The organism is Streptomyces sp. PKA51 (genome assembly GCF_057552455.1).
Window position 1 is genome coordinate 444,275 of record NZ_BAAJPZ010000004.1, and the last position, 21,450, is coordinate 465,724.

Genomic DNA, 21,450 nt, shown 5'->3' on the forward strand with positions numbered 1-21,450 from the left:
TTCGCACGGCGTGGGGCGCGCCGCGCGGTGAGCACGTAGGCTCGGCTACGCAGTGGCAGTACGCCGTAGTCGTCGACAGTGCAGGAGCCAATCGTGTTCCCCGGTGGTGGTCAGCCCAACATGCAGCAGCTGCTCCAGCAGGCCCAGAAGATGCAGCAGAACCTTGCCGCGGCCCAGGAGGAGCTGGCCCGCACCCTGGTCGAGGGCACGGCGGGCGGCGGGCTGGTCAAGGCCACCGTCACCGGTGCCGGTGAGCTCCAGGGCCTGGTCATCGACCCGAAGGCCGTGGACCCGGAGGACACCGAGACCCTCGCCGATCTCGTCCTCGCCGCCGTGCGTGACGCCACGGCGAGCGCCCAGGAGATGCAGGAGCAGAAGCTGGGCCCGCTGACCCAGGGCCTGGGCGGCATCCCCGGCCTCCCCTTCTGACAACCCCCCACCACATCCCGAGAAGGAGCACCGATCCGTGTACGAAGGCGTGGTCCAGGACCTCATCGACGAGCTGGGCAGGCTGCCCGGCGTCGGTCCCAAGAGCGCGCAGCGGATCGCCTTCCACATCCTCCAGGCCGAGCCGGCCGACGTCCGCCGGCTCGCGCACGCTCTGACCGAGGTCAAGGCGAAGGTGCGGTTCTGCGCGGTGTGCGGCAACGTGGCGCAGGAGGAGCGCTGCCGCATCTGCCAGGACCCGCGCCGCGACCCGGCGGTGATCTGTGTGGTGGAGGAGCCCAAGGACGTCGTCGCGATCGAGCGGACCCGAGAGTTCCGCGGCCGGTACCACGTCCTCGGCGGGGCCATCAGCCCCATCGAGGGCGTCGGCCCGGACGACCTGCGCATCCGCGAGCTGCTCGCACGGCTCGCGGACGGCACGGTCACCGAGCTGATCCTGGCCACCGACCCCAACCTCGAGGGCGAGGCGACGGCCACGTACCTCGCGCGCATGGTGAAGCCCATGGGACTGAAGGTCACCCGGCTGGCCAGCGGTCTTCCCGTGGGTGGGGACCTTGAATACGCCGACGAGGTCACGCTGGGGCGTGCCTTCGAAGGGAGAAGACTTCTCGATGTCTGACGCAACGCTGCACGACGCGAAGCGCGACCCCGACGACTTCGTCGTCCACATCGCCGACTCGGTCGAGAGCTTCATCGTGGCCGTCACCGAGGTCTCCCGCGGTGACGAACCCGACAGCGCCGTGCCCTTCCTCCTCCTGGAGCTCTCCCAGCTCCTGCTGACCGGCGGCCGGCTCGGCGCCCACGAGGACTTCGTCCCCGACGAGCGCTACGAGCCCGACGTCGGCCCCGAGCCGGACGTCGACGAGCTGCGCGAGCGCTTCGCGACCATGCTCGACCCCATCGACGTCTACTCCGAGGTCTTCGACCCGTACGTGCCGCGCAGCGCGCCCGTCGCCTCCCGCATCTCCGACGACCTCGCCGACATCATCACCGACCTGCGCCACGGCATGGCCCACTACCGCGACGGCCGCGTCAACGAGGCCCTGTGGTGGTGGCAGTTCTCCTACCTCTCCAACTGGGGCCCCACCGCCTCCGCCTGCCTGCGCGCCCTGCAGTCCCTCGTCGCCCACGTCCGCCTCGACCAGCCCCTCGCCGAGCTCGACGGCCTCGACACCGACGCCATCGACCCGGAGGAGCAGCTCGCCGAGGAGGCCGGCCGCGTCATGGCCGCCGAGATCGGCGGCCCGCACCTGTCCCGGCGGGCGGCTCAGGAGGGCTGAGCGGCTCGCCGAGCAGCAGGACGTCGAGCAGCACCTCCGGCTCGACGAACGGTGCCACCCGCGTGGGCGGCGAGCACCAGCTCAGCGGCCACGTGTTGCCCGCGCCCGGCAGGGCCGGTACGCCGATGTACGCGATCGTGCGCGGCCCGCTCAGCCGCTCCACGTCCGCGGGCCACACGTAGTCGTCGGCGCTGCCGGGCGGCAGGAGGAAGTACGTCCAGCCGCCGCCCTTCTCCTCGTACACGATCGCTCCGGCGTCCCCGGGCGCGACCAGCTCGCGCAACCGCGCGGCGACGGCCCGCCCGTACGGGCCGGACACGCGGACGACGTCGAAATGCACTCCGCAACGCCACAGGTGGTGGCCGCGGACGGGCACCCAGTCGGGGCGGTACGCGGGCACGGTGCCCGTGGGGGGAATTTCTTCTGTCACGCCCGCCACCTTGGGTGATGGCGCCTAGCCTGATCAGTGACAACCGCCGTACGGATCCGGGGTGTACGACGCGCCCGGCGGACCGGTACGAGGACGGGTGTCGAACCGCGGCTGCCGGGGAAAGCCGGAGGAGAAGACAAGTCGGGCGACAGGCAAGCGCAGTCCAGGTCGGCGACGATGCGGATGTTCGGCGTACTGCTGCAGGGCCTGCGCAGACGCGCAGGCGTCAGCCGCGAGCAGCTGGCGGAGGCGGCGCAGTACTCGGTGGACCTGATCTGTTCGGTCGAGCAGGGCCGGCGCAGGCCGTCGGCCCAGCTCATCGAGGCGGCGGAGGATCTCCTCGATGCGGGCGGGTTGCTGCGGGATGCGGCGCAGCACATTGTGCAGCAGAAGTTCCCCGACTGGTTTCAGGAGTACGCGGAGTACGAGGCGGAGTGCGCGGCGCTGGGGATCTACGAGACGCACGTGCTGCCGGGCCTGTTTCAGACGGAGGAGTACGCGCGGGCTGTGTTCCACAGCAGTCGGCCGTTGCTCGACGACGACGTAGTGGAGGAGCGCGTGGCCGCGCGCTTGGACCGCCAGAAGCTGCTGAGCCGCACGCCGTCTGCGCTCGTCAGCGCAGTGATCGAGCAGGTCACGTTGGAGCGGTGGATCGGTGGTAGGGAGGTCATGCGCGGTCAGTTGAGGCACTTGCTGCGGGTGGCCGCGCTCCGGAACGTCGACATCCAGGTGATGCCGACACGGCGCGAGACGCATGCGGGACTGGCGGGGCCGATGTACGTGCTGGAAACCCGACAGCAGCAGCGGTTTGCCTATTTCGAAGGCCAGAAGGGCAGCGTGCTGCTTTCCGGGGTCCGAGAGGTCTCTGCGCTGAACATGCGCTATGCCATCCTGCGCTCGCAGGCCCTCACCCCCGAGGACACGGTGGGCCTGCTGGAGAAGACGCTAGGGGAGCTATGAACAGCGAGTACGGCATAGCCAGACGCCATCGGCTGGAGTGGTTCAAGTCCAGCTACAGCAGCGATGAAGGCGGCGCGTGTGTCGAAGTCGCCTGCTCCTGGCGCAAGTCCAGCTACAGCGGTGACGAGGGCGGAGAGTGCGTCGAAGTCGCCGCCTCCCCCCGCACCGTCCACGTCCGGGACTCGAAGCTCGGGGCTCAAGCGCCGAGGGTCGACGTACCGGCCGCCGCCTGGGCGGCATTCGTACGCTTCGTCGTCGGCGCTTGAGCTCCGGGGGGACCCGAGCTCCGAGATCCGAGCGCTGCTTGCAAGGAATGGGTGGTGGGGAGTTCTCTCCCACCCACCCGCCCAAGTAACTTTCCGTGATCCGCTTGCGACACGCCGTACGGACGCCCTAGCGTGCGCAGCAACAAACAACCCCGGCCGGTGCTACCAACACCGAACCGGGGTCTGACCAACGAGATCGAGATAGAGGTCGATCCGTGGCTACTGCCAACTCTAGTGCACACCCCATGGCGAACCCTGGGTTCGGGAAGCGCAACGCACCGGACCAAGCGCCGCCGGGTGCCCGCGACTTCGTACATCTGCCCAAGCGTGAGGCGGCGATTGCCGCGTTCATCGACCGGTTGCCCGAGGGGGCGGCGATGGACGTGAAGACGCTGGCCAAGGTGCTGCCGGACTACGGGCAGCAGGCGTGCCGGACGGCGATCCGGCGGCTGCGCGAGGCCGGGCACGTGTTCCTTCGCCGGATGGCCGCAACGACAGAGGCGGGCGTTCGGTGGGTGACGTTGACGTTCTTCTCGCGGACGGCGCGTTCGCAGGCGTGGTGGGAGGAGCAGGTGGGGGACGACGGCCCCAAGGCCCGCCCTGCTGCCGAGCCGGAACCCGTACGGCCGGAGCCGCCGCAGCAGCAGGCGCTGCCGTCGCGCGCGTACCAGGTGCTGGCGCGGCTGCGTCACGCCGACCCCCGTCTGACGCTCTCCGCCGCCGAGTGCGAGGCCCTCGAACCGCTCGCCGCGCAATGGCTGGCCCACGACGCGACCCCCGACCAGCTGACGGCGGCGGTGACGGCCGGCCTGCCGCAGCACGTGCACCACCCGGCCGGGCTCGTACGCAACCGATTGGAGAAGAAGATGCCCCCGATTCCCTCAAGGTTTCTGGTCGCGGCGGGCGAGACCGTGACGAGAAGCGTCCAGGCGTGCGTCGGCTGCGGTGAGGTGGATGTCAGCACCGTGCTGGGGGAGGGCCTCTGCAAGGAGTGCGCGGAGCACCCCGATGTTCCGGACACCTTCCTCAACGCGACGGCGTTCGAGGACCGGCCGTCGAAGGGGGAGGCCGTGCCGCCGGAGCAGTTCACGCGCTGGGTCGACATCTGTCGTGTAGCGGCTCGCAACGCCCGAAAGAGCCCGGCATGAGCGCCCCCGTCCTGACGAGGGCACCATGGAGGGGAGGAGGCGACGCCATGACCCCCAGCACCACCCCCCGGCCGCAGATGCTCGTGGAAGAGTTCGAGGAGCTCGCCCGCCAGGCGCCGGAGAACGTACGGCTCGAGTTCGTCAACGGAAAGGTCCAGGTCAAGCCGGTGCCGGATGGGAGTCACGGTGCGATCGCCGTATGGCTGATGAAGCAGTGCATGCAGCACCGGCCGGATCTCTCGCTCTACATCGAGCAGGGGCTCAAGATCGAGGCATACCGGAAGGGGCGGGCGCGCCCCGACTGCTGCCTCGTGCCGGAGGACCACTTCGTCGGGCAGGGCGAGTGGGCCGACCCCGATGGCGTGCTCATGGCGGTGGAGATCACCTCGTGGGACCCGGATGCCGATAGCCGCGACCGTGTCGAGAAGCCCGAAGGCTACGCCCGGGCGGGAATCCCGGTGTACCTCCTGATCGACCGCGAGAGCTGTGTGGTCACCGTCTACTCGGATCTCGAAGAAGGCGCGTACCGCAGCAGTGTTGCCCGCTCCTTCGGTGCACGCATCGAGCTTCCCGATCCGGTGGGCATCGTCCTGGAGACCGAGAAGCTCAAGAAGTACGCCGACTAGCAAGCAGGGGCCGCAGACCGAAGCCTGCGGCCCCGAGCAGTGCCTCGTGTGCCGCTTCGGTCGGCGGGGCCGGCGGGTCCCGTCCCGCCCCGTCAGCAGTGGATGCGCAGGCGGACGACCATGACGTCCGGCGCCAAGGCGCGCAAGTACTTGTCGACGAAGTCGGGGTAGCTGATGTCGGGCCGGGGCATGGCGTTGTCGTATACCCACTCCCCCTCCAGGGTGAGCAAGTACTCCGTGGCGAGCTGATTCCCGGCGGCGTCGAGGTCGAGCAGGCCGCGCGGGCCGCCGTCGCACTTCCCGGGCGTCCAGTGGCGGGGATGGCCGTACGCGTCGAGGGGCGCACGGACGAGACGCGGGTCGTCCTCGTGGCCGGGGAGTACGGCGAACTCCTCCCCCGGCCGGCCGAGCCACCACAGGTCCCATTCGCCTTGGTACGGCTCGTGGTCACCGTTCATGTCGAAGGGCGCCAGGGCCGCTTCGACGGCGGAGTGCAGGTCGTGATGCGCGTCCGGCGGCAGGCAGACGGTGACCATCTCGTGCGCCACGGGCTACCGCCCGTCCGGCTGAGGCGTGCGGAGGATTTCGCGGGCCTGGTTGGCGGCGCGGGTGGTGCTCTCGGAGACGAAGTCGAGGAAGCGCGCGATGTTTTCCATACGGACGGCGGCCGGGGTGCCGGGGACGAGGACGCCGACGCCCTGGCGTGCGGTCTCGGCGATGGCGGCGGTGCCGCGGGCGGCGGCCATCATCGACTGGTACCAGACGTCGTCGTCGACGATGTAGCGCTCGCGGCGGCGTTCGTCGCGTTCCCGGCGGACGAGGCCCTGGCTTTCGAGGAACGCGACCGCCTTGGACACGGATGCCGGGCTGACCTGCAGGTGCCGTACGAGTTCGGCCGCGGTGAGGCTGCCCGTGTCGCTGATGCACAGGCAGGCCAGCACGCGGGCCATCATCTTGGGCGTGCCCGACTGCATGAGCATCGTGGTGAACGTCTCTTCGTACTCGCGCACCGCCCCGGCATCGCGTCCGTGGGCCTGAGGGGGCGCGTCCGTCGGCCGGGGCGCGGCCTGTGTGCGCCGTTGGGCGCGGCGTTCGGTCGCGCGGTGGGCGATGTCGGCGCGGTAGGCGGTGGGGCCGCCGTTGCGCATCACTTCGCGCGTGATGGTCGAGGTGGGGCGGTCGAGGCGGCGGGCGATCTCGGCGTAGGCGAGGCCGTCGGCCAGTCCCAGCGCGATCTTCTGGCGTTCCTGCTGGGTGAGCCTGCCTCCCGGCATCGCGGTTCTCCTTCGTCGTCCTCGTCGTGGGTGGCCAGGATAGCGTTCACAGTCACTTCATTGCAACGACGGGAAGGGCGGGGCGTTGCGTTGCCGCTCAGCACATTGCAATGATTTATGGGCGCTGAGCTGCAGAAACTATGCATACATGCAATGAATAGATTGCCGGATCTGCGAACGCAACGTAGCGTTTCTGGTGTCGGAAACGACGACCACGACCCGCCTCGAAGGAGCGCACGATGCAGAAGTTCGCCACCCCCGCCCCCGTCTCCGCCATCCTCGACGTCCCCGCCGGACGCATCCAGCTCATCGCCGCCGACCGCACCGACACCACTGTCGAGGTCCTGCCCGCCGACCCCGGCAAGAGCCGCGACGTCCAGACCGCCGAGCGGACCACCGTTGCCTACGCCGACGGCGTCCTGCGGATCCGCACCCCCGAGCCCAGGAACCAGCTCTTCGGCGCCTCGGGATCCGTGGAAATCACCGTCCAGTTGCCCGCGGGCTCCCGCGTCGAGGCGAAGACCGCCGCCTGCGAACTGCGCGGCGTCGGCCGCCTCGGTGACGTCGTCTTCGACGGCGCGTACCGCCAGATCAAGGTCGACGAGGCCGCGAGCCTGCGCCTCACCGCGGTCGACGGCGACGTCGAGATCGGCCGGCTGGGCGGCCCCGCGGAGATCGGCACCGCACGGGGCGACATCCGGATCGCCGAGGCCGTACGCGGCGCGCTCGAGCTCCGTACCCAGTCCGGCGACATCGCGGTGACCGCGGCCGCCGGCGTCTCCGCCTCCCTGGACGCCGAAACCGGTTACGGGCGCATCAGCAACTCCCTCAAGAGCGACGGCACCGCCGAACTCGCCATTCGCGCCACCACCCCCTACGGCGACATCACCGCCCGCAGCCTCTGAGCCCGCGCCCGAACCCGAACCCGCGCCCGCATCCGCACCCGAACCCGCAGCCGAATCCGCATCCGTACAGGGGGAACGCATGACGAAGAACAGCACTGTCCCGGCCGCCGTGCCCTGGACCGGCATGGTGCCGGTCGACGACACGGCCCTGGCCGTCACCGACACCGGAGGCCCCGGCATCCCCGTGGTCTACCTCAACGGCCAGTTCGCCACGCAGGGCTACTGGCGGCGGACCATCGCCGAACTGGGGCCGGGGTGGCGGCACATCACCTACGACGAGCGGGCCCGCGGAAGGAAGTCGAAGACCTCGGCGGACTACTCCTTCGAGGCCGCCGTCCGGGATGTGGATGCCGTTCTCGCGGCCAGGGGCGTGGAGCGGGCGGTGCTGGTGGGCTGGTCCTACGGCGCGGTCGTCGCGGCCCACTGGGCCGCCCGGAATCCGGACCGCACCGTGGGCGCGGTCCTGGTCGACGGCGCGTTCCCGTACGACTGGCTGGACGAGGCGATGGAGGAGCGGATCCGCACGCTCTTCCGGCGCCTGGCCTGGTTCGCGCCGCTGCTGCGCCCGACGGGCCTGGTCCCGCGGATGACCGCCGCACAGCAGGCGGACAGCAACATCGAGCTCGGCAGGCTCTCGCGCGAGCGCGAGCTGGGGCCCGTACTGGACGACATCACCGTGCCGGTGCGCTACGTGGTGGCGTCGGGGACGTCCCTCGGCAGCCGCGGCGACGAGCAGGAACGCATCCGCGCCGGCCTCGGCGCGGCGACCGCCCGCAACGCGAACATCCGCATCGGCGCGAAGGTCGCGAGCAACCACGGCGCGATCCTGCGCAAGGACTTCCGGGCCGTCGCCGAGTCCGTACGCGAAGTCGGCGGCCTCGGCGGCGAGTGACGGCGATGTTTCCCGTGACGTCTCACGATGTGACACCGGCAGGGCCCATTCCGCCCCCTCGTTAGACTGAGGCGGACCGCATTACGTATAGCTGCGAGGAGCGCACGTGGGCCTTGTCGTGCAGAAGTACGGAGGCTCCTCCGTTGCCGATGCCGAGGGCATCAAGCGGGTTGCCAAGCGAATCGTCGAAGCCAAGAAGAACGGCCACCAGGTCGTTGTCGTGGTTTCCGCGATGGGTGACACGACGGACGAGTTGATCGATCTCGCCGGGCAGGTCTCGCCGATGCCGGCCGGCCGCGAGTTCGACATGCTGCTGACCGCCGGAGAGCGGATCTCCATGGCGCTGCTGGCGATGGCGATCAAAAACCTCGGTCACGAGGCGCAGTCGTTCACGGGCAGCCAGGCCGGGGTCATCACCGACTCGGCCCACAACAAAGCGCGGATCATCGACGTCACGCCGGGCCGGATCCAGCAGTCGCTCGATGCGGGCAACATCGCGATCGTGGCCGGCTTCCAGGGTGTGTCCCAGGACAAGAAGGACATCACCACCCTGGGCCGTGGCGGCAGCGACACCACCGCCGTCGCGCTGGCGGCGGCGCTGGACGCCGAGGTGTGCGAGATCTACACGGACGTCGACGGCGTCTTCACCGCCGATCCGCGGGTGGTGAAGAAGGCCCGGAAGATCGACTGGATCTCGTTCGAGGACATGCTGGAGCTGGCCAGCTCCGGTTCGAAGGTGCTGCTGCACCGCTGCGTGGAGTACGCGCGCCGTTACAACATCCCGATCCACGTCCGCTCGTCCTTCTCCGGGCTGCGCGGCACCTGGGTCAGCAACGAACCGCAAGGGGACGAGCCGATGGAGCAGGCGATCATCTCGGGCGTCGCGCACGACACCTCCGAGGCGAAGATCACGGTCGTCGGGGTGCCGGACAAGCCGGGCGAGGCCGCGACGATCTTCCGCGCGATCGCGGACGCCGACATCAACATCGACATGGTCGTCCAGAACGTCTCCGCGGCGTCGACCGGTCTGACCGACATCTCCTTCACCCTCCCCAAGACCGAGGGCGCCAAGGCGGTCGAGGCGCTGGAGAAGACGAAGTCCCGCGTGGGCTTCGACTCGCTGCGCTACGACGACCAGATCGCGAAGATCTCGCTGGTCGGCGCGGGGATGAAGACCAACCCGGGCGTCACGGCGACCTTCTTCGAGGCGCTGTCCAACGCCGGCGTGAACATCGAGCTGATCTCGACCTCCGAGATCCGCATCTCGGTGGTCACCCGTGCCGACGACGTGAACGAGGCCGTCCGCGCCGTCCACACGGCCTTCGGCCTGGACAGCGAGAACGACGAGGCTGTCGTCTACGGCGGCACCGGCCGATGACCGCCGCCCACCCGGAGGGCCGTCCGGGCCCGACGGGTGGTCCCTCGGTCGTTGCTGCCGCTCCCACGCTGGCCGTCGTCGGTGCGACGGGCGGCGTGGGAGCGGTGCTGCTGGAGATCCTGTCCCAGCACGCGGACATCTGGGGCGAGATCCGGCTGGTCGCCTCGCCCCGCTCGCACGGGCGGAAGCTGATCGTCCGGGGCGCGGAGACCGAGGTCGTCGCGCTGGACGAGGCGGCGTTCGAGGGCGTCGACGTCGCGCTGTTCGCCGTACCCGAGCGGGTGGCGGCGCGCTGGGCGCCCGTCGCGGTCGCCCAGGGTGCGGTCGTCGTCGACGGCTCGGGCGCCTTCCGGGCGCAGCCCGACGTACCGCTGGTGGTGCCCGAGGTGAACGCCGGCGCCGCGCGCCTGCGTCCCCGCGGCATCATCGCCAGCCCCGGGTGCACCACGCTGTCGATGATCGTCGCGGTGGGCGCGCTGCACGCGGCCTTCGGGCTGCGCGAACTGGTCGTCTCCTCCTACGAGGCCGTCTCCGGCGCCGGCCGGGCCGGCGTCGACGCGCTGCGCGCGCAGCTCGCCGTGGTGGCGGGCGGCGGCCGGGAACTGGGGACGCACCCGGGCGACGTACGACGCGCGGTCGGCGACCGGATGGGCCCCTTCCAGGCGCCGGTGGCGCTGAACGTCGTGCCGTGGGCCGGGGAGCCGGCCGAGGGCGGCTGGTCGTCGCGGGAACTCGCGATCCGCGAGGAGACCCGCAGGATCCTGGGGCTGCCGGAGCTGCCGGTGAGCGCGACGTGCGTGCGCGTACCGGTGGTCGCCACGCACTCGGTGAGCGTGCACGCGCGCTTCGAGCACGAGGTGGACGTCGAGCGGGCGCACGAGGTCCTGGCCAACGCGCCGGGCGTGGTGCTGTGCGACAGCCCGGAGGAGGCGGAGTTCCCCACTCCGGTCGACGCGGTGGGCACCGATCCGACGTGGGTCGGGCGGGTGCGGCGTTCCCTGGACGACCCGTACGTCCTGGAACTCTTCGCCTGCGGGGACAATCTCCGCAAAGGCTCCGCGCTCAACGCCGCACAGATCGCGGAACTCGTGGCGGCCGGGCTGACCGCTCGGTAATACTTGCTGACCGTCCACCGAACGTGTGAAGGTGCTGTGATCAACTCGTTGGTCCAGACCTCTTGAACGGTGGCCGGATCCGTTCGACCATGCGCTCCGGTATGCCGGCCGGCGCGCGCGGAGCCCGGGAACCGCCGCAACCGCGACGTCGGCGGGGCGCGTCTACGTCTCCCACGGCGGTGACGCACGACACCCGCGGGCGGTGTCGTGAAGGGGATCGCGGGTGGGATGGCGGGTGGGATCGCGGTGGCGCTGGGGCCACGGCGGACGAACCGGGGCATTGAGGGAAGAGCTGGTACGCATGAGGGCACCTGACGCCGCGTCATGCGGTGTGGCGCACGGCGCGCGCAGGAGGGCGCTGCCCCCCGCGTACAACCCTGACGGGGGGAAGCGTGTCCAACAGGCGTGGCAGAGGTCATCAGCATCGCAACCGTCCCACGGCGCGGCAGCGCCGCGGTGCGCCCGCGTGCCGGCACACCGGGCGGTATGCCGGTGATCGCGCCCTGGCCGGCCGCCCGCCCCGGACAGTCCCCGGCACCCGCCCCCGTACCCGCCCAGGACCGGCCCGCCACACCGGCCGCCGTACGGACGCCCGCGTCGGCGACACCCCGAACCGGGGACGCTGACGAGGCAATGGCTGCGGGCACCACCGTCGACCACCTCACCGAGACCTACCGCGCCCACTACCGGTCGCTGCTCGGTCTCGCCGCCCTGCTCCTCGACGACACGGCCTCCTGCGAGGACGTGGTGCAGGAGGCGTTCATCCGGGTCCACTCCGCCCGCGGCCGCGTCCGCGACCCGGAGAAGACCCTCGCCTATCTGCGGCAGACTGTCGTCAATCTTTCCCGCTCCGCGCTCCGTCGCCGCATCCTCGGGCTGAAACTGCTCTCGAAGCCGATGCCCGACATGGCGAGTGCCGAGGAGGGAGCGTACGAACAGCTGGAGCGGGACCAATTGATCAAAGCCATGCGTGGACTGCAGCGCCGACAGCGCGAGGTTCTCGTCCTGCGCTACTTCGCCGACATGACCGAGGCCCAGGTCGCCGAGACCCTCGGCCTCTCCCTCGGCTCGGTCAAGGCGTACGGCTCCCGCGGCATCGCCGCCCTCCGCGTCGCGATGGAGGCGCCGGTATGAGCCACCACTTCCCGCCCAACCCGCCGGGGAAGGACCCGGAGCCGACCACCCCGAGCACCGGCCCCGCCGGCGCGGGGCGCGACGGCGCGCACGAGGGTGGCCCGCACGACGGCGGTCACGGCGGCACCGGCCTCGGCGGTGGCCGCGACGGCGGCCGTTCCGGCGACGACCGACGCGACGGCAGCCGTCTCGACACAGGCCGTCTCGACACGGGCCGTCTCGACACGGGCCGTCTCGACAACGGACCTCTCGGCGGCAGCCGTCCCGACAAGGGCCTCCCCGGTGGCGGCTCCCTCGGCGACAGCCCCCTCGGCACCGGCTCCCTCGACGAGGACGCGCTGCGGCGGATGCTGCAGGGTGCGGTCGGTGATCTCGAACCGCGCTCCGACGCGCTCGAGCGGCTGCGCAGCGCCGTGCCGGCCCGGCGTACCCGGCGCCGTCAGGCCGTCGTCGGCGCCGCGGCCGCCGTGATCCTCGCGGCCACGGCGCTGCCCGCGCTGATCCACGTCGCCACGACCGCCGCCACCGGCGACGACCGCGCCGCCAGCGCCGCCAGCAGCCGGCAGCGCACCCACCAGCTCGCCGACGGCCGGCACGACGACGGTCACGCGGACGACGGGGCCGACGAGGGCACCTCCGCCGGCCCCGACGCCGCCCGCAAGGGCGAGGAGAAGGGCACGGACCGCCCGGGCAACGGCGACGGCACCGCCACCCCCGGCCCCGGCGGCAGCACGGGCGCCACCGCCCCGGCCCCCGGGCCGACCCTGGTCGCGTCCTCGCCGACCTGCGACCGGGACCAGCTCGGCCGGGGCAGCAGCAGCGTCGACAACGCGGACAAGGACGGCAAGGTCTACGGCGCCTTCCGCGTCGTCAATGTCTCCCGCACCGTCTGCGCCGTCGCCGGCTCCGGCGTCGTCGCCGCACACGCCCAGGGCGGCGCCGACGGTTCGCGGGTCTCCGTCGTCGACCACACCTCCGGCGACGCGGCCCCCGGGCTGCCGGACCCCGGCACCGTGCCCAGCCAGGTGATCCTCCAGCCGGGCCAGGCGTACGAGATCCGGTTCGCCTGGGTGCCGGCGGCGGACGGTGGGCAGAACGGCTGCAACCGGCCGGAGCCCTCGCCCACCGCTGCGGCCGGCGCCTCCTCCGCCCCGTCGGCGGCCGCGGCGGAACAGAAACCGCAGACCGCCCAGCAGGTTGCCGACCGGAGCGCCGGCGCACCCGGCAGCGTCGTCCTCTCCCATGTCCCGGACGCGGGTGAGCCGAAGGCGGCCGATGCCACCATCCCGGACGCCTGCGCGGGCACGGTCTACCGGACGGGCCCCCTGGCGACGACTCCGGCGAAGCCCTGATCGACGGGAGCCCGCGGGAGGCAGGGCGGTCGGGCGGGGAGACCGCCCCGGCGGACGGCAACCGCCCCCGTGCCCGTACCGTGGTGGTGTGTATCGGTTCCTGCTGACTCCTCGCTGGTGGGCGATCAACGTCTTCACCGTGCTGGCCATCCCGCTGTGCCTGTTCATGGGCAGCTGGCAGCTCGGGCGGTTCGAGACGCGCGTCGACTCGCACCGTGAGCAGCAGACCCAGGCCGACGACGCCCGCACGGCCGCGTCCGCGCCGCTGCGCGACCTCCTTCCCGTGACCACGGAGACCTCCGGCCGCCAGGTCACCGCGACCGGCCGGTACGACACCGGGCACCAACTGCTCGTGCCCGACCGCGACCTCGACGGCCGCAAGGGCTTCTACGTCCTGACCATGCTGCGCACCGACGGCGGCAAGGCCCTGCCGGTGGTCCGGGGCTGGCTGCCCGGCGACGCCGGCTCGGCGGCCGACGCCGCCAAGGTGCCGGCGCCGCCCGCGGGCGAGACGAGCGTCACCGGCGCCCTGCAGCCCTCGGAGAGCCGGACCTCCAAGGGCGTCGGCCCCTCCGGCGGGCTGCCGCAGGGACAGCTCGGCGTGATCAGCGCCGCCTCGCTGGTGAACCTCGTGCCGTACGAGGTGTACGACGCGTGGGTCACCGTCGCGAAGGCCCCCGCACCCCTGACCCCGGTGCCGCCGGCCGCGGCGCCCAACACCGGCCTGGACCTCAAGGCGTTCCAGAACCTCGGCTACACCGGTGAGTGGTTCGTCTTCGCCGGCTTCGTCGTCTTCATGTGGTTCCGGCTCTTCCGCCGCGAGGCCGAGGCCGCGAAGGACCTGGCGCTCGGCATCACGCCCGAGGAACAGCTGCCGCAGGCGCCGCAGCCCGGGGAAGATGCCGCTGGGCAAAAGCGATCTCCAGCCGGAGCTGCTTGATCCGCTCCTCCACCACCAGCGACCCGTGCCCGGCGTCGTAGCGGTAGACCTCGTGCGGGTGGCCGCGCCGCTCCAGCCGCGCCACGTAGTTCTCCACCTGGCGTATAGGGCACCGGGGGTCGTTCACGCCGGCCGAGATGTAGACGGGCGCCCGGACCTGGTCGACGTACGTCAGCGGTGACGAGGCGGCGAAGCGCTCCGGCACCTCCTCGGGCGTACCGCCCAGCAGCGTGCGGTCCAGGGCCTTCAGGGCCTCCATCTCGTCGTGGTAGGCGGTGACGTAGTCCGCGACCGGCACGGCGGCCAGGCCGAGTGCCCAGGCGTCGGGCTGGGTGCCCAGGCCCAGCAGGGTCAGGTAGCCGCCCCAGGAGCCGCCGGACAGCACCAGCTGCCGCGGGTCGGCGAGCCCGGAGGCCACGGCCCACTCCCGTACGGCCGCGATGTCCTCCAGCTCGATCAGCCCGACGCGGTGCTTGAGCGCGTCCGTCCAGGCCCGGCCGTACCCCGTGGAGCCCCGGTAGTTGACCCGGACGACGGCGAAGCCGTGGTCGACCCAGGCCGCCGGGCCGGCCGCGAACGAGTCGCTGTCGTGCCAGGTCGGGCCGCCGTGGATGTCGAAGACGGTGGGGAAGGGCCCCTCGCCCGCCGGCTTCTGCACGAGGGCGTGCACCTTGCCGCCGGGCCCCTCCACCCACACGTCCGTGACCGGCACCGAACTCGGCGCCCGGTCGATGCCGTCCGGCGTCGCGGGCGTCTCCAGGACCACGTGGCCGGCCGTGGAGCGGACGACCGGCGGCTCGGCGGCCGAGGACCACAGGAACTCCACCGTCCCGTCCGGCCGGGCCAGGGCTCCCGAGACCGTGCCCTGCGGCGTGTCCAGGCGGGTCAGCCGGCCGTCGGCCAGGTCGTAGCGCCACAGCTCGCTGCGGGCGTGGAAGTTGTGGTCGATGAGCAGCGCGCTGCCGTCGGGGAACCAGTCGGCGTCCAGGTCGCCGGGCAGGTCGACGGCCAGGTGCGTCTCCTCGCCCGTGACGGCGTCCCACAGCATCGGCTCCCAGCGGCCCCGGCGCTGGTGGCCGACCAGCAGCCGGTTGTCGCCGTCCATGGGGGCGAAGCCCATCACCGACAGCCCCAGCTCCCGTGTGCCGCCCTCGCTGTCGTCGAGCTCGCCCACGGTCGTGCCGTCGAGCCGCACGACGCGGATCGCGGAGTGCATGGCGTCCCCGTGCTCGGTGTGCTCGATCGCGACGAGCGAGCCGTCGTGGGAGAGGTCGCCGACGCCGGCCGACTGCTCGTGGCGGTAGATCTCCACCGGCTCGGCGCCCGGGCGCACGACGTGCACGGAGGAGCCGCCCTTGTCGGTGGAGCGGCCGATGACGGCGGTGCCGTCCCGGCCCAGGGCCAGGCCGTCCGGGTAGGACGGCGCGAGGCCGGGCGCCGCCGGCTCGTCGGGACCACCGTGGAAGGGCTGGCGGACCCACACGCCGAACTCGTCGCCGTCGGTGTCGGAGAACCACCAGATCCACTCGCCGTCCGGCGACAGCACGCCGCCGGTCGTGCCGTTCGGCCGGTCGGTGACCTGACGCCGGGTGCCGGTGGCCCGGTCCCAGGCGTACAGCTCGAAGGTCCCCGTCGCGTTCGAGGTGAACAGCGAGCGGTCGGGGGCGTCCTCCGCCCACCGGGGCAGGCCTGTGCGCGGCGCCCGGAACCTCTTCTCCCAGTCCGGCATGGATGCGGTCGAGTTGCCCTGCGAGGACCCCTTGCTCTCAGTCATGCCCACCATTCTGCGCTGCCGGTCCGACGACGTGGCCGGGGCCGCCGCAGTCTGTGGAGTACTCGCCGGTTGTGAACAACTCCGTCACCCGCAAGGGTCTTCGCCCATCCACTTGACGCGTGGCCCCCGAGGTCTTGATCATCCTCGCGCCGGTGCCGGGCGACTGCAGCCCGGGCGGCGTCGACCACGCACAGGGGGAGCCCAGACCCGTGAAGAACACCAGAATCCTCATCTCCGGCGCCAGCATCGGCGGCCCCGCCCTCGCCTACTGGCTCGGCCGCTACGGCTTCGACGTCACGATCGTGGAGCGCTCGCCCGGCCTGCGCCCCGGCGGCCAGGCCATCGACGTGCGCGGCCCGGCACTCGGCGTCGCGGAGAAGATGGGCATCCTCGACGACATCCGCGCCCTGCGCACCGGCGTACGCGGCATGTCGCTGGTCGACGAGACGGGCAAGGAGCTCTACCGCAGCGAGGAGCGCACGCTCACCGACCTCGACTTCGACAGCCCGGACATCGAGGTCATGCGCGACGACCTCAGCCGCCTGATCTTCGACGCCGCCGGCGGCACGGACGGCCTCGAATACCTCTTCGGCGACTCCATAACCTCCCTCCGACAGAACGAGGACGAGGTCGCGGTCACCTTCGAGAACAGCGCCCCGCGCACCTTCGACCTCGTCGTCGGCGCCGATGGCCTGCACTCCAACGTCCGCCGGCTCGTCTTCGGCCCGGAAGAACGGTTCATCCGCCACCTCGGCACGTACCTCGCCGTCTTCACCGCCCCCAATTTCCTCGGCCTCGACCGCTGGCAGACCATGTGCGTGCGCGCCGACGGCACCTGGGGCGGTGCCATGAGCGTCCGCGAGAACACCGAGGCCCGGGTCTACCTCGGCTTCGAGCCCGAGGAGCCGCTGGCGTACGACTACCGCGACACCGATGCCCACAAGAAGCTCCTCGCCGACCGCCTCGCGGACGGCGGCTGGGAATTCCCCAACGCCCTGACCCACATGTGGAACGCCCCCGACTTCCACTTCGACTCGATGAGCCAGATCCACATGGACAGCTGGTCGCACGGCCGGGTGGTCCTGCTGGGCGACGCCGGCTATTGCGGCTCCCCGATGTCCGGCCAGGGCACGAGCATGGCGATGGTCGGCGCGTACGTTCTGGCCGGCGAACTCCGCGCCGCAGCCGGCGACCACCGCACCGCTTTCGCCGCGTACGAGAGCGAACTGCGCGAGTACGTGAGCCTGAACCAGCAACTCGCCCTGGCCAACAAGGCCCGTTGGGAGTCGGAGGTGGCCGCCTTGAACGGGGCGAGCGTCTCGGACGACGCCGAGAAGGATCTGATGGACTTCGCGAAAGTAGTCAACTCCTTCAGCCCCAAGGACTACCAGTGACCCACCCCTCCCCGGCCGAGAAGGTCCGCGAGTTCCACAGCGCCTTCGGCCTGGACGCCCGCACGACCCCCACGGAGATTCCCCCGGAACTGGCCGCCCACCGCCAGGACCTCCTGGCCGAAGAGTTCGCCGAGGTCGCGGAGGTCGCCGTCGACGGCCCCCTGGACCGCCTGGCCCACGAGCTGGCCGACGTGGTGTACGTCGCGTACGGCACCGCCCTGGTGCACGGCATCGACCTGGACGCCGTCATCGCCGAGGTCCACCGCGCGAACATGAGCAAACTGACCCCGGACGGCCACCCGGTCCTCCGCCCCGACGGCAAGGTCCTCAAGGGCCCCCACTACCGGGCCCCGGACATCGCCGAAACCCTCCGAACCCAGGGCTGGCAGCCCCCGCCCACCGCCTGACCAACGCGAGGGGCCCTACGCGGGCCCCTCGCCACCGGAATCCGGCCCCGGAAATGCGTCAGGGCCCTGATCCACTGTGTGGATCAGGGCCCTGACCTGGTGTTTCACCTGTCGGGGTGGCGGGATTTGAACCCACGACCTCTTCGTCCCGAATGAAATTCGGGGAAGGCCCCCACCTGCGGATTCAGGCGACAGTGCAGGTCAATTCGTCGGTGTGGGTTGGTCTCGCGGGGCTGGCGTGCCGCTGCTGCTCGATGCAGTCCAGGCGGCGCTGCTGTGCGGCCTCGGCCAGTGGGACGGGTTGTCAGCCCGCATCTACTTCCCTTCGTCTCGACTCGGCCGCCGAAAAGGGCCACCTGGAGGTCGTCGCCGACGAGTGGCACCAGTGTGAAGTCCGCGAGACGATGACATCTGAGGGTTCAGAGTGCCTGGGGGCTACAAAGCACTCGCGCCTTGGAGCGTTGCCATGACCACCAAGAGCAATTGCGGGCCGCAAGCCGACCCCGAGTTCTTCGACGCACTGAACAAGCTGTTCGAGCAGTACCCCGAAGCAGCGGACAGGTACATGATCAAATCCATGACCTTGGAACTCGACCACCTGAAGATCGATTTTAGGAAGCAAGTAGGCGTGTCCCGCATTGAAGACGGCCGCATCGTCACGGAGTTCGTCGACCGGGATCCCACGCGCCATCGCGAATGCTGCGGATATCACCACGACGAATGCATCCTGGTCTGTGACGACCCGCCGGTGTGAGAATCGCTTAAAGCGCGCGCAGGTTCTTGTCGTGCTGGTGGACCTCGATGGTGGCGATCTTCCGGCCGAGGGCGAGGCGCTCCCAAGCAGGCGCCCCAGGAGGCGCGCCCCGTGCCTATGCTGGCCGATCCGTGGCCCGGGGTGCCGGCGCGGGGGAGGGACGCTTCCGACCGGGCCGAGACGTGCTGGGTGCCCATCGCGCGGGGGCTGACCCTGCACGGGCTCCGGCACACCCACAAGAAGATCATGAGGATGCTCAGGACGCCGCCGAAGCTGATGGACGAGCGTCTCGGTCACATCAGCCCTGAGATGCGTCAGAACCTCATGCGGGGACTCGCCGACGTCTGGGAGGCGGCGCTGGACGTCCGGCGGGCAACGGGGCTCTTCAGGATTCCGCTTTTCTTGATCCACTCCCCGCTCACTCCCCACGGGGGCTCCCAGGCACTCCAAAAACAGGTCAGGCCCGGTCTTCCATCACAGAAGACCGGGCCTGACCTGGTGTTTCACCTGTCGGGGTGGCGGGATTTGAACCCACGACCTCTTCGTCCCGAACGAAGCGCGCTGCCAAGCTGCGCTACACCCCGATGTGCGACCGGCCCCCGTTTTTGCGGGCTCCGGAGCAACGAGGACTACTTTAGCCGACCGGAGGCCGTAGGCGAAATCCGGTTCCGCCGGGGCTGCAGATGGGGGCGTATGCGGTCGAGGAGGACGAGGGTGAGGGCCAGGGCGTAGAAGGCCAGACCGAAGACGACGGCGTTGGTGGCGATGCCCGCGTAGCCGTGGAGGTCGACGTCCAGGAAGGGGTAGGGGTAGCGGCCGTCGGTGCCGGGGGCGAGGAGGGCGCCGCGGACGAGGGCGAAGGGGAGGTAGAGGAGGGGGTAGGCCAGCCACTGCCAGGCGTGGCGGATCAGGAAGCCGCCGGGGGCGGTGAGCAGGAGCCAGTCGAGGGCGGCCGTGAGAGGGGTCACGGTGTGCAGGAGCTGGTTGGCGACCGATTCGAGGGGGGTGCGCTGGCTGGTCATGGCGAAGCCGCTGGCGTCGTTCGACAGCACGAAGTGGAAGACCAGACCCGTGATGGAGATGTAGAGCAGCGCTGCGCCGGTGATGCGGGGGGAGAGGGCGGGGCGGGCGGTCCAGGCGCGGTGGGCGGACCAGGCGCAGGCGATGGCCAGCAGGAGGTTGGACTGGATCGTGAAGTAGCTGAAGAGCCGGCCGAGGTCGTCGGAGTCGATCGTGTCCAGGACGACGCCGGTGAGCGCTGTCACGGCGATGAGTGCGCGGAAGGCCGCCGCATAGGGGCGGCGGCCTGTGGGCGCCGGTGCGTCCGCCGTGTCGGGCAGGGCGGGGCGCGTGGTGGTGGGGGATGTCGGGTCGGTCATCCCCCCACCGTATGCGGGGGCTCTGTGGAGCCCCTGGTCAGCTGCGGGGGACGAGGGTGAGGAGGGTGGCCTCCGGGGGGCAGGCGAAGCGGACCGGGGTGTAGCGGTTGGTGCCGCAGCCGGCGGAAACGTGCAGGTAGGAGCGGTGTCCGCCGGCGGTGTGGGTGGACAGGCCCTTGACCCGGTCGGTGTCGATGTCGCAGTTGGTGACCAGGGCGCCGTAGAAGGGGATGCACAGCTGGCCGCCGTGGGTGTGCCCGGCGAGGATCAGCGGGTAGCGGTCGGCGGTGAAGGCGTCGAGAACGCGCAGGTACGGGGCGTGGACGACGGCCATGGAGAAGTCGGCGCCGGCCTCGGGGCCGCCGGCCACCTGCTGGTAGCGGTCGCGCTTGATGTGCGGGTCGTCGAGGCCGGTGAGGGCGATCTCCATCCCGTCGATCTTGAGGCTGCCGCGGGTGTTGGTGAGGTTGACCCAGCCCGCCGCGTCGAAGCCGTCGCGCAGCTCCTCCCAGGGGTTGTGGATCGCGCCGACGACGGGGGTGTTCCCGTTGAGGCCGTGCCGGCCGGTCATGCGCTCGACCAGGTAGCGGGCGGGGTTGCGCAGCTTGGGGCCGTAGTAGTCGTTCGACCCGAAGACGTAGGCGCCCGGGAAGCGCATGAGGGGGCCGAGGGCGTCGAGGGTCTCGGGGACGCCCTGCGGGTCGGAGAGGTTGTCGCCGGTGTTGATGACGAAGTCGGGGCGCAGCCCCGCCAGCGACTGCAGCCAGCGCTGCTTCTTGCGCTGGCCGCCGACCATGTGGATGTCGGAGACCTGGAGCACCCGCAGCGGCCGCATGCCCTGCGGCAGCACGGGTACGGTGACCCGTCGCAGCCGGAAGGAGCGGACTTCGAAGCCGGCGGCATAGGCGAGGCCCGCCGCGCCGACCGCGGTGATTCCCAGGGGTACTCCGTATCGCGCACGCATGTCGTCCATCGTCCCAGACCGTGGGGGCCCCGGCGCACGTAGGGGAGTTGGAGGTTCCGGTGGACGCCCGGGCGTCCACCGGGGCCTCACCCGGGCCTTTAATACGGGGCGTCTGCCGGGGCGGGATGCGAAGATTGCGCCATGACCACGCTGAAGTCCAGGCTCCAGGACGACCTCACGACCGCCATCAAGGCGCGCGACGAGCTGCGCGCCTCCACGCTCCGCCTCACCCTCTCCGCGATCGGCTACGAGGAGACCGCCGGCAAGCAGGCGCGCGAGCTCTCGGACGACGAGGTGCTCAAGGTGATCGTGCGCGAGGCGAAGAAGCGCAAGGAGGCCGCCGAGGCGTTCGACAAGGGCGGCCGGGCGGACTCGGCGGAGCGCGAGCGGGCCGAGGGCGAGGTGCTCGCCTCCTACCTGCCGGAGCAGCTGTCCGACGAGGAGCTGGACGCGATCGTGGCGGAGGCCGTGGCCGAGGCCGTGGCGGCCGGTGCCGAGGGGCCGAAGGCCATGGGTGCCGTCATGAAGATCGTGAAGCCGAAGGTCGGCGACCGTGCCGAGGGCGGCCGCGTGGCCGCCGCGGTCAAGCGCCGCCTGGTCGGCTGAGACAGGCGGCACCGTAAGCAAGGAA

General features: G+C 71.1%; 24 protein-coding genes and 1 tRNA gene. 18 read left to right on the forward strand and 7 right to left on the reverse strand.

All coding sequences use genetic code 11. The annotated features are described in order from the left end of the window. Positions 1–93 precede the first annotated feature (93 nt). From AC27L3_RS09195 to AC27L3_RS09205, 3 genes are read left to right on the forward strand one after another with little or no spacing between them, the layout of a single operon-like run. Positions 94–429: a YbaB/EbfC family nucleoid-associated protein gene (locus AC27L3_RS09195; RefSeq protein ID WP_344433284.1), complete on the forward strand. Its 336-nt coding sequence runs from the start codon at positions 94–96 to the stop codon at positions 427–429. A 37-nt stretch (positions 430–466) separates the two neighbouring features. Continuing rightward, positions 467–1,066, forward strand: coding sequence for a recombination mediator RecR (gene recR / locus AC27L3_RS09200; protein WP_365965126.1), 600 nt, complete (start codon positions 467–469; stop codon positions 1,064–1,066). Then, positions 1,059–1,727 (forward strand): DUF5063 domain-containing protein, encoded by a 669-nt coding sequence (locus AC27L3_RS09205; RefSeq protein ID WP_487233479.1) that lies wholly within the window; start codon positions 1,059–1,061, stop codon positions 1,725–1,727. The genes recR and AC27L3_RS09205 overlap by 8 nt, the downstream gene beginning before the upstream one ends. On the opposite strand, the gene AC27L3_RS09210 is transcribed toward AC27L3_RS09205, so the two are convergent. Further along, entirely contained in the window at positions 1,669–2,157 is a 489-nt protein-coding gene (locus AC27L3_RS09210) for a hypothetical protein (protein WP_487233480.1), read from the reverse strand. The genes AC27L3_RS09205 and AC27L3_RS09210 overlap by 59 nt on opposite strands. Positions 2,158–2,340: 183 nt before the next feature. On the opposite strand from AC27L3_RS09210, the gene AC27L3_RS09215 reads away from it, so the two are divergent. From AC27L3_RS09215 to AC27L3_RS09230, 4 genes are all read left to right on the forward strand, one after another. Next, on the forward strand, positions 2,341–3,117 hold the full coding sequence (locus tag AC27L3_RS09215; protein ID WP_487233481.1) for a helix-turn-helix domain-containing protein: 777 nt from the start codon (positions 2,341–2,343) through the stop codon (positions 3,115–3,117). After that, complete coding sequence (locus AC27L3_RS09220; protein ID WP_487233482.1) at positions 3,114–3,383, forward strand: DUF397 domain-containing protein; 270 nt, start codon at positions 3,114–3,116, stop codon at positions 3,381–3,383. Before AC27L3_RS09215 ends, AC27L3_RS09220 begins: the two co-directional genes overlap by 4 nt. A 377-nt stretch (positions 3,384–3,760) precedes the next feature. After that, entirely contained in the window at positions 3,761–4,531 is a 771-nt protein-coding gene (locus AC27L3_RS09225; protein WP_487233483.1) for a hypothetical protein, read from the forward strand. 47 nt (positions 4,532–4,578) lie between these two features. Next, entirely contained in the window at positions 4,579–5,157 is a 579-nt protein-coding gene (locus AC27L3_RS09230) for a Uma2 family endonuclease (protein WP_487233484.1), read from the forward strand. A gap of 92 nt (positions 5,158–5,249) precedes the next feature. Here the strand turns inward: AC27L3_RS09230 and AC27L3_RS09235 are convergent, their stop codons facing one another. Next, on the reverse strand, positions 5,250–5,705 hold the full coding sequence (locus AC27L3_RS09235) for a hypothetical protein (RefSeq protein WP_487233485.1): 456 nt from the start codon (positions 5,703–5,705) through the stop codon (positions 5,250–5,252). 3 nt (positions 5,706–5,708) lie between these two features. After that, entirely contained in the window at positions 5,709–6,431 is a 723-nt protein-coding gene (locus AC27L3_RS09240) for a helix-turn-helix domain-containing protein (protein WP_487233486.1), read from the reverse strand. Positions 6,432–6,670: 239 nt separating this feature from the next. On the opposite strand from AC27L3_RS09240, the gene AC27L3_RS09245 reads away from it, so the two are divergent. From AC27L3_RS09245 to AC27L3_RS09275, 7 genes are all read left to right on the forward strand, one after another. Beyond that, positions 6,671–7,336 carry a DUF4097 family beta strand repeat-containing protein gene (locus AC27L3_RS09245; protein WP_487233487.1) on the forward strand — a complete coding sequence of 222 codons (666 nt, stop codon included), beginning with the start codon at positions 6,671–6,673 and terminating at the stop codon, positions 7,334–7,336. A gap of 79 nt (positions 7,337–7,415) precedes the next feature. After that, the gene (locus AC27L3_RS09250) at positions 7,416–8,228 is read left to right on the forward strand and encodes an alpha/beta fold hydrolase (protein ID WP_487233488.1); all 813 of its coding nucleotides are present in this window, start codon (positions 7,416–7,418) and stop codon (positions 8,226–8,228) included. Between the two features lie 106 nt (positions 8,229–8,334). Beyond that, positions 8,335–9,606 (forward strand): aspartate kinase, encoded by a 1,272-nt coding sequence (locus AC27L3_RS09255; RefSeq protein ID WP_365965137.1) that lies wholly within the window; start codon positions 8,335–8,337, stop codon positions 9,604–9,606. Further along, complete coding sequence (locus AC27L3_RS09260) at positions 9,603–10,721, forward strand: aspartate-semialdehyde dehydrogenase (protein WP_487233489.1); 1,119 nt, start codon at positions 9,603–9,605, stop codon at positions 10,719–10,721. The genes AC27L3_RS09255 and AC27L3_RS09260 overlap by 4 nt, the downstream gene beginning before the upstream one ends. 486 nt (positions 10,722–11,207) lie before the next feature. Beyond that, positions 11,208–11,855: a SigE family RNA polymerase sigma factor gene (locus tag AC27L3_RS09265; protein ID WP_487233517.1), complete on the forward strand. Its 648-nt coding sequence runs from the start codon at positions 11,208–11,210 to the stop codon at positions 11,853–11,855. Then, complete coding sequence (locus tag AC27L3_RS09270; RefSeq protein WP_487233490.1) at positions 11,852–13,207, forward strand: hypothetical protein; 1,356 nt, start codon at positions 11,852–11,854, stop codon at positions 13,205–13,207. Before AC27L3_RS09265 ends, AC27L3_RS09270 begins: the two co-directional genes overlap by 4 nt. Positions 13,208–13,295: 88 nt before the next feature. Continuing rightward, on the forward strand, positions 13,296–14,147 hold the full coding sequence (locus tag AC27L3_RS09275) for an SURF1 family protein (RefSeq protein WP_365965142.1): 852 nt from the start codon (positions 13,296–13,298) through the stop codon (positions 14,145–14,147). On the opposite strand, the gene AC27L3_RS09280 is transcribed toward AC27L3_RS09275, so the two are convergent. Further along, positions 14,062–15,876, reverse strand: coding sequence for a S9 family peptidase (locus tag AC27L3_RS09280; RefSeq protein ID WP_487233518.1), 1,815 nt, complete (start codon positions 15,874–15,876; stop codon positions 14,062–14,064). The genes AC27L3_RS09275 and AC27L3_RS09280 overlap by 86 nt on opposite strands. 254 nt (positions 15,877–16,130) lie before the next feature. Between AC27L3_RS09280 and AC27L3_RS09285 the strand changes: the two genes are divergently transcribed. The 3 genes from AC27L3_RS09285 to AC27L3_RS09295 all read left to right on the forward strand — a co-directional run bounded on the left by AC27L3_RS09285 (position 16,131) and on the right by AC27L3_RS09295 (position 18,476). Beyond that, on the forward strand, positions 16,131–17,315 hold the full coding sequence (locus AC27L3_RS09285; protein ID WP_487233491.1) for an FAD-dependent monooxygenase: 1,185 nt from the start codon (positions 16,131–16,133) through the stop codon (positions 17,313–17,315). Further along, positions 17,312–17,722, forward strand: coding sequence for a pyrophosphohydrolase domain-containing protein (locus tag AC27L3_RS09290; protein WP_487233492.1), 411 nt, complete (start codon positions 17,312–17,314; stop codon positions 17,720–17,722). The genes AC27L3_RS09285 and AC27L3_RS09290 overlap by 4 nt, the downstream gene beginning before the upstream one ends. Before the next feature lie 466 nt (positions 17,723–18,188). Continuing rightward, positions 18,189–18,476, forward strand: coding sequence for a hypothetical protein (locus AC27L3_RS09295; protein WP_487233493.1), 288 nt, complete (start codon positions 18,189–18,191; stop codon positions 18,474–18,476). A gap of 510 nt (positions 18,477–18,986) precedes the next feature. Here AC27L3_RS09295 and AC27L3_RS09300 read toward each other — a convergent pair. The 3 genes from AC27L3_RS09300 to AC27L3_RS09310 all read right to left on the reverse strand — a co-directional run bounded on the left by AC27L3_RS09300 (position 18,987) and on the right by AC27L3_RS09310 (position 20,819). Continuing rightward, positions 18,987–19,060, reverse strand: a tRNA-Pro gene (locus AC27L3_RS09300). A 45-nt stretch (positions 19,061–19,105) separates the two neighbouring features. Further along, entirely contained in the window at positions 19,106–19,855 is a 750-nt protein-coding gene (locus AC27L3_RS09305; protein WP_487233494.1) for a Pr6Pr family membrane protein, read from the reverse strand. Positions 19,856–19,892: 37 nt separating this feature from the next. Then, complete coding sequence (locus AC27L3_RS09310) at positions 19,893–20,819, reverse strand: metallophosphoesterase (RefSeq protein ID WP_487233495.1); 927 nt, start codon at positions 20,817–20,819, stop codon at positions 19,893–19,895. Between the two features lie 141 nt (positions 20,820–20,960). Here AC27L3_RS09310 and AC27L3_RS09315 point away from each other — a divergent pair, with 141 nt between their 5' ends. Next, the gene (locus AC27L3_RS09315; protein WP_487233496.1) at positions 20,961–21,425 is read left to right on the forward strand and encodes a GatB/YqeY domain-containing protein; all 465 of its coding nucleotides are present in this window, start codon (positions 20,961–20,963) and stop codon (positions 21,423–21,425) included. The last annotated feature ends 25 nt before the right edge of the window (positions 21,426–21,450 follow it).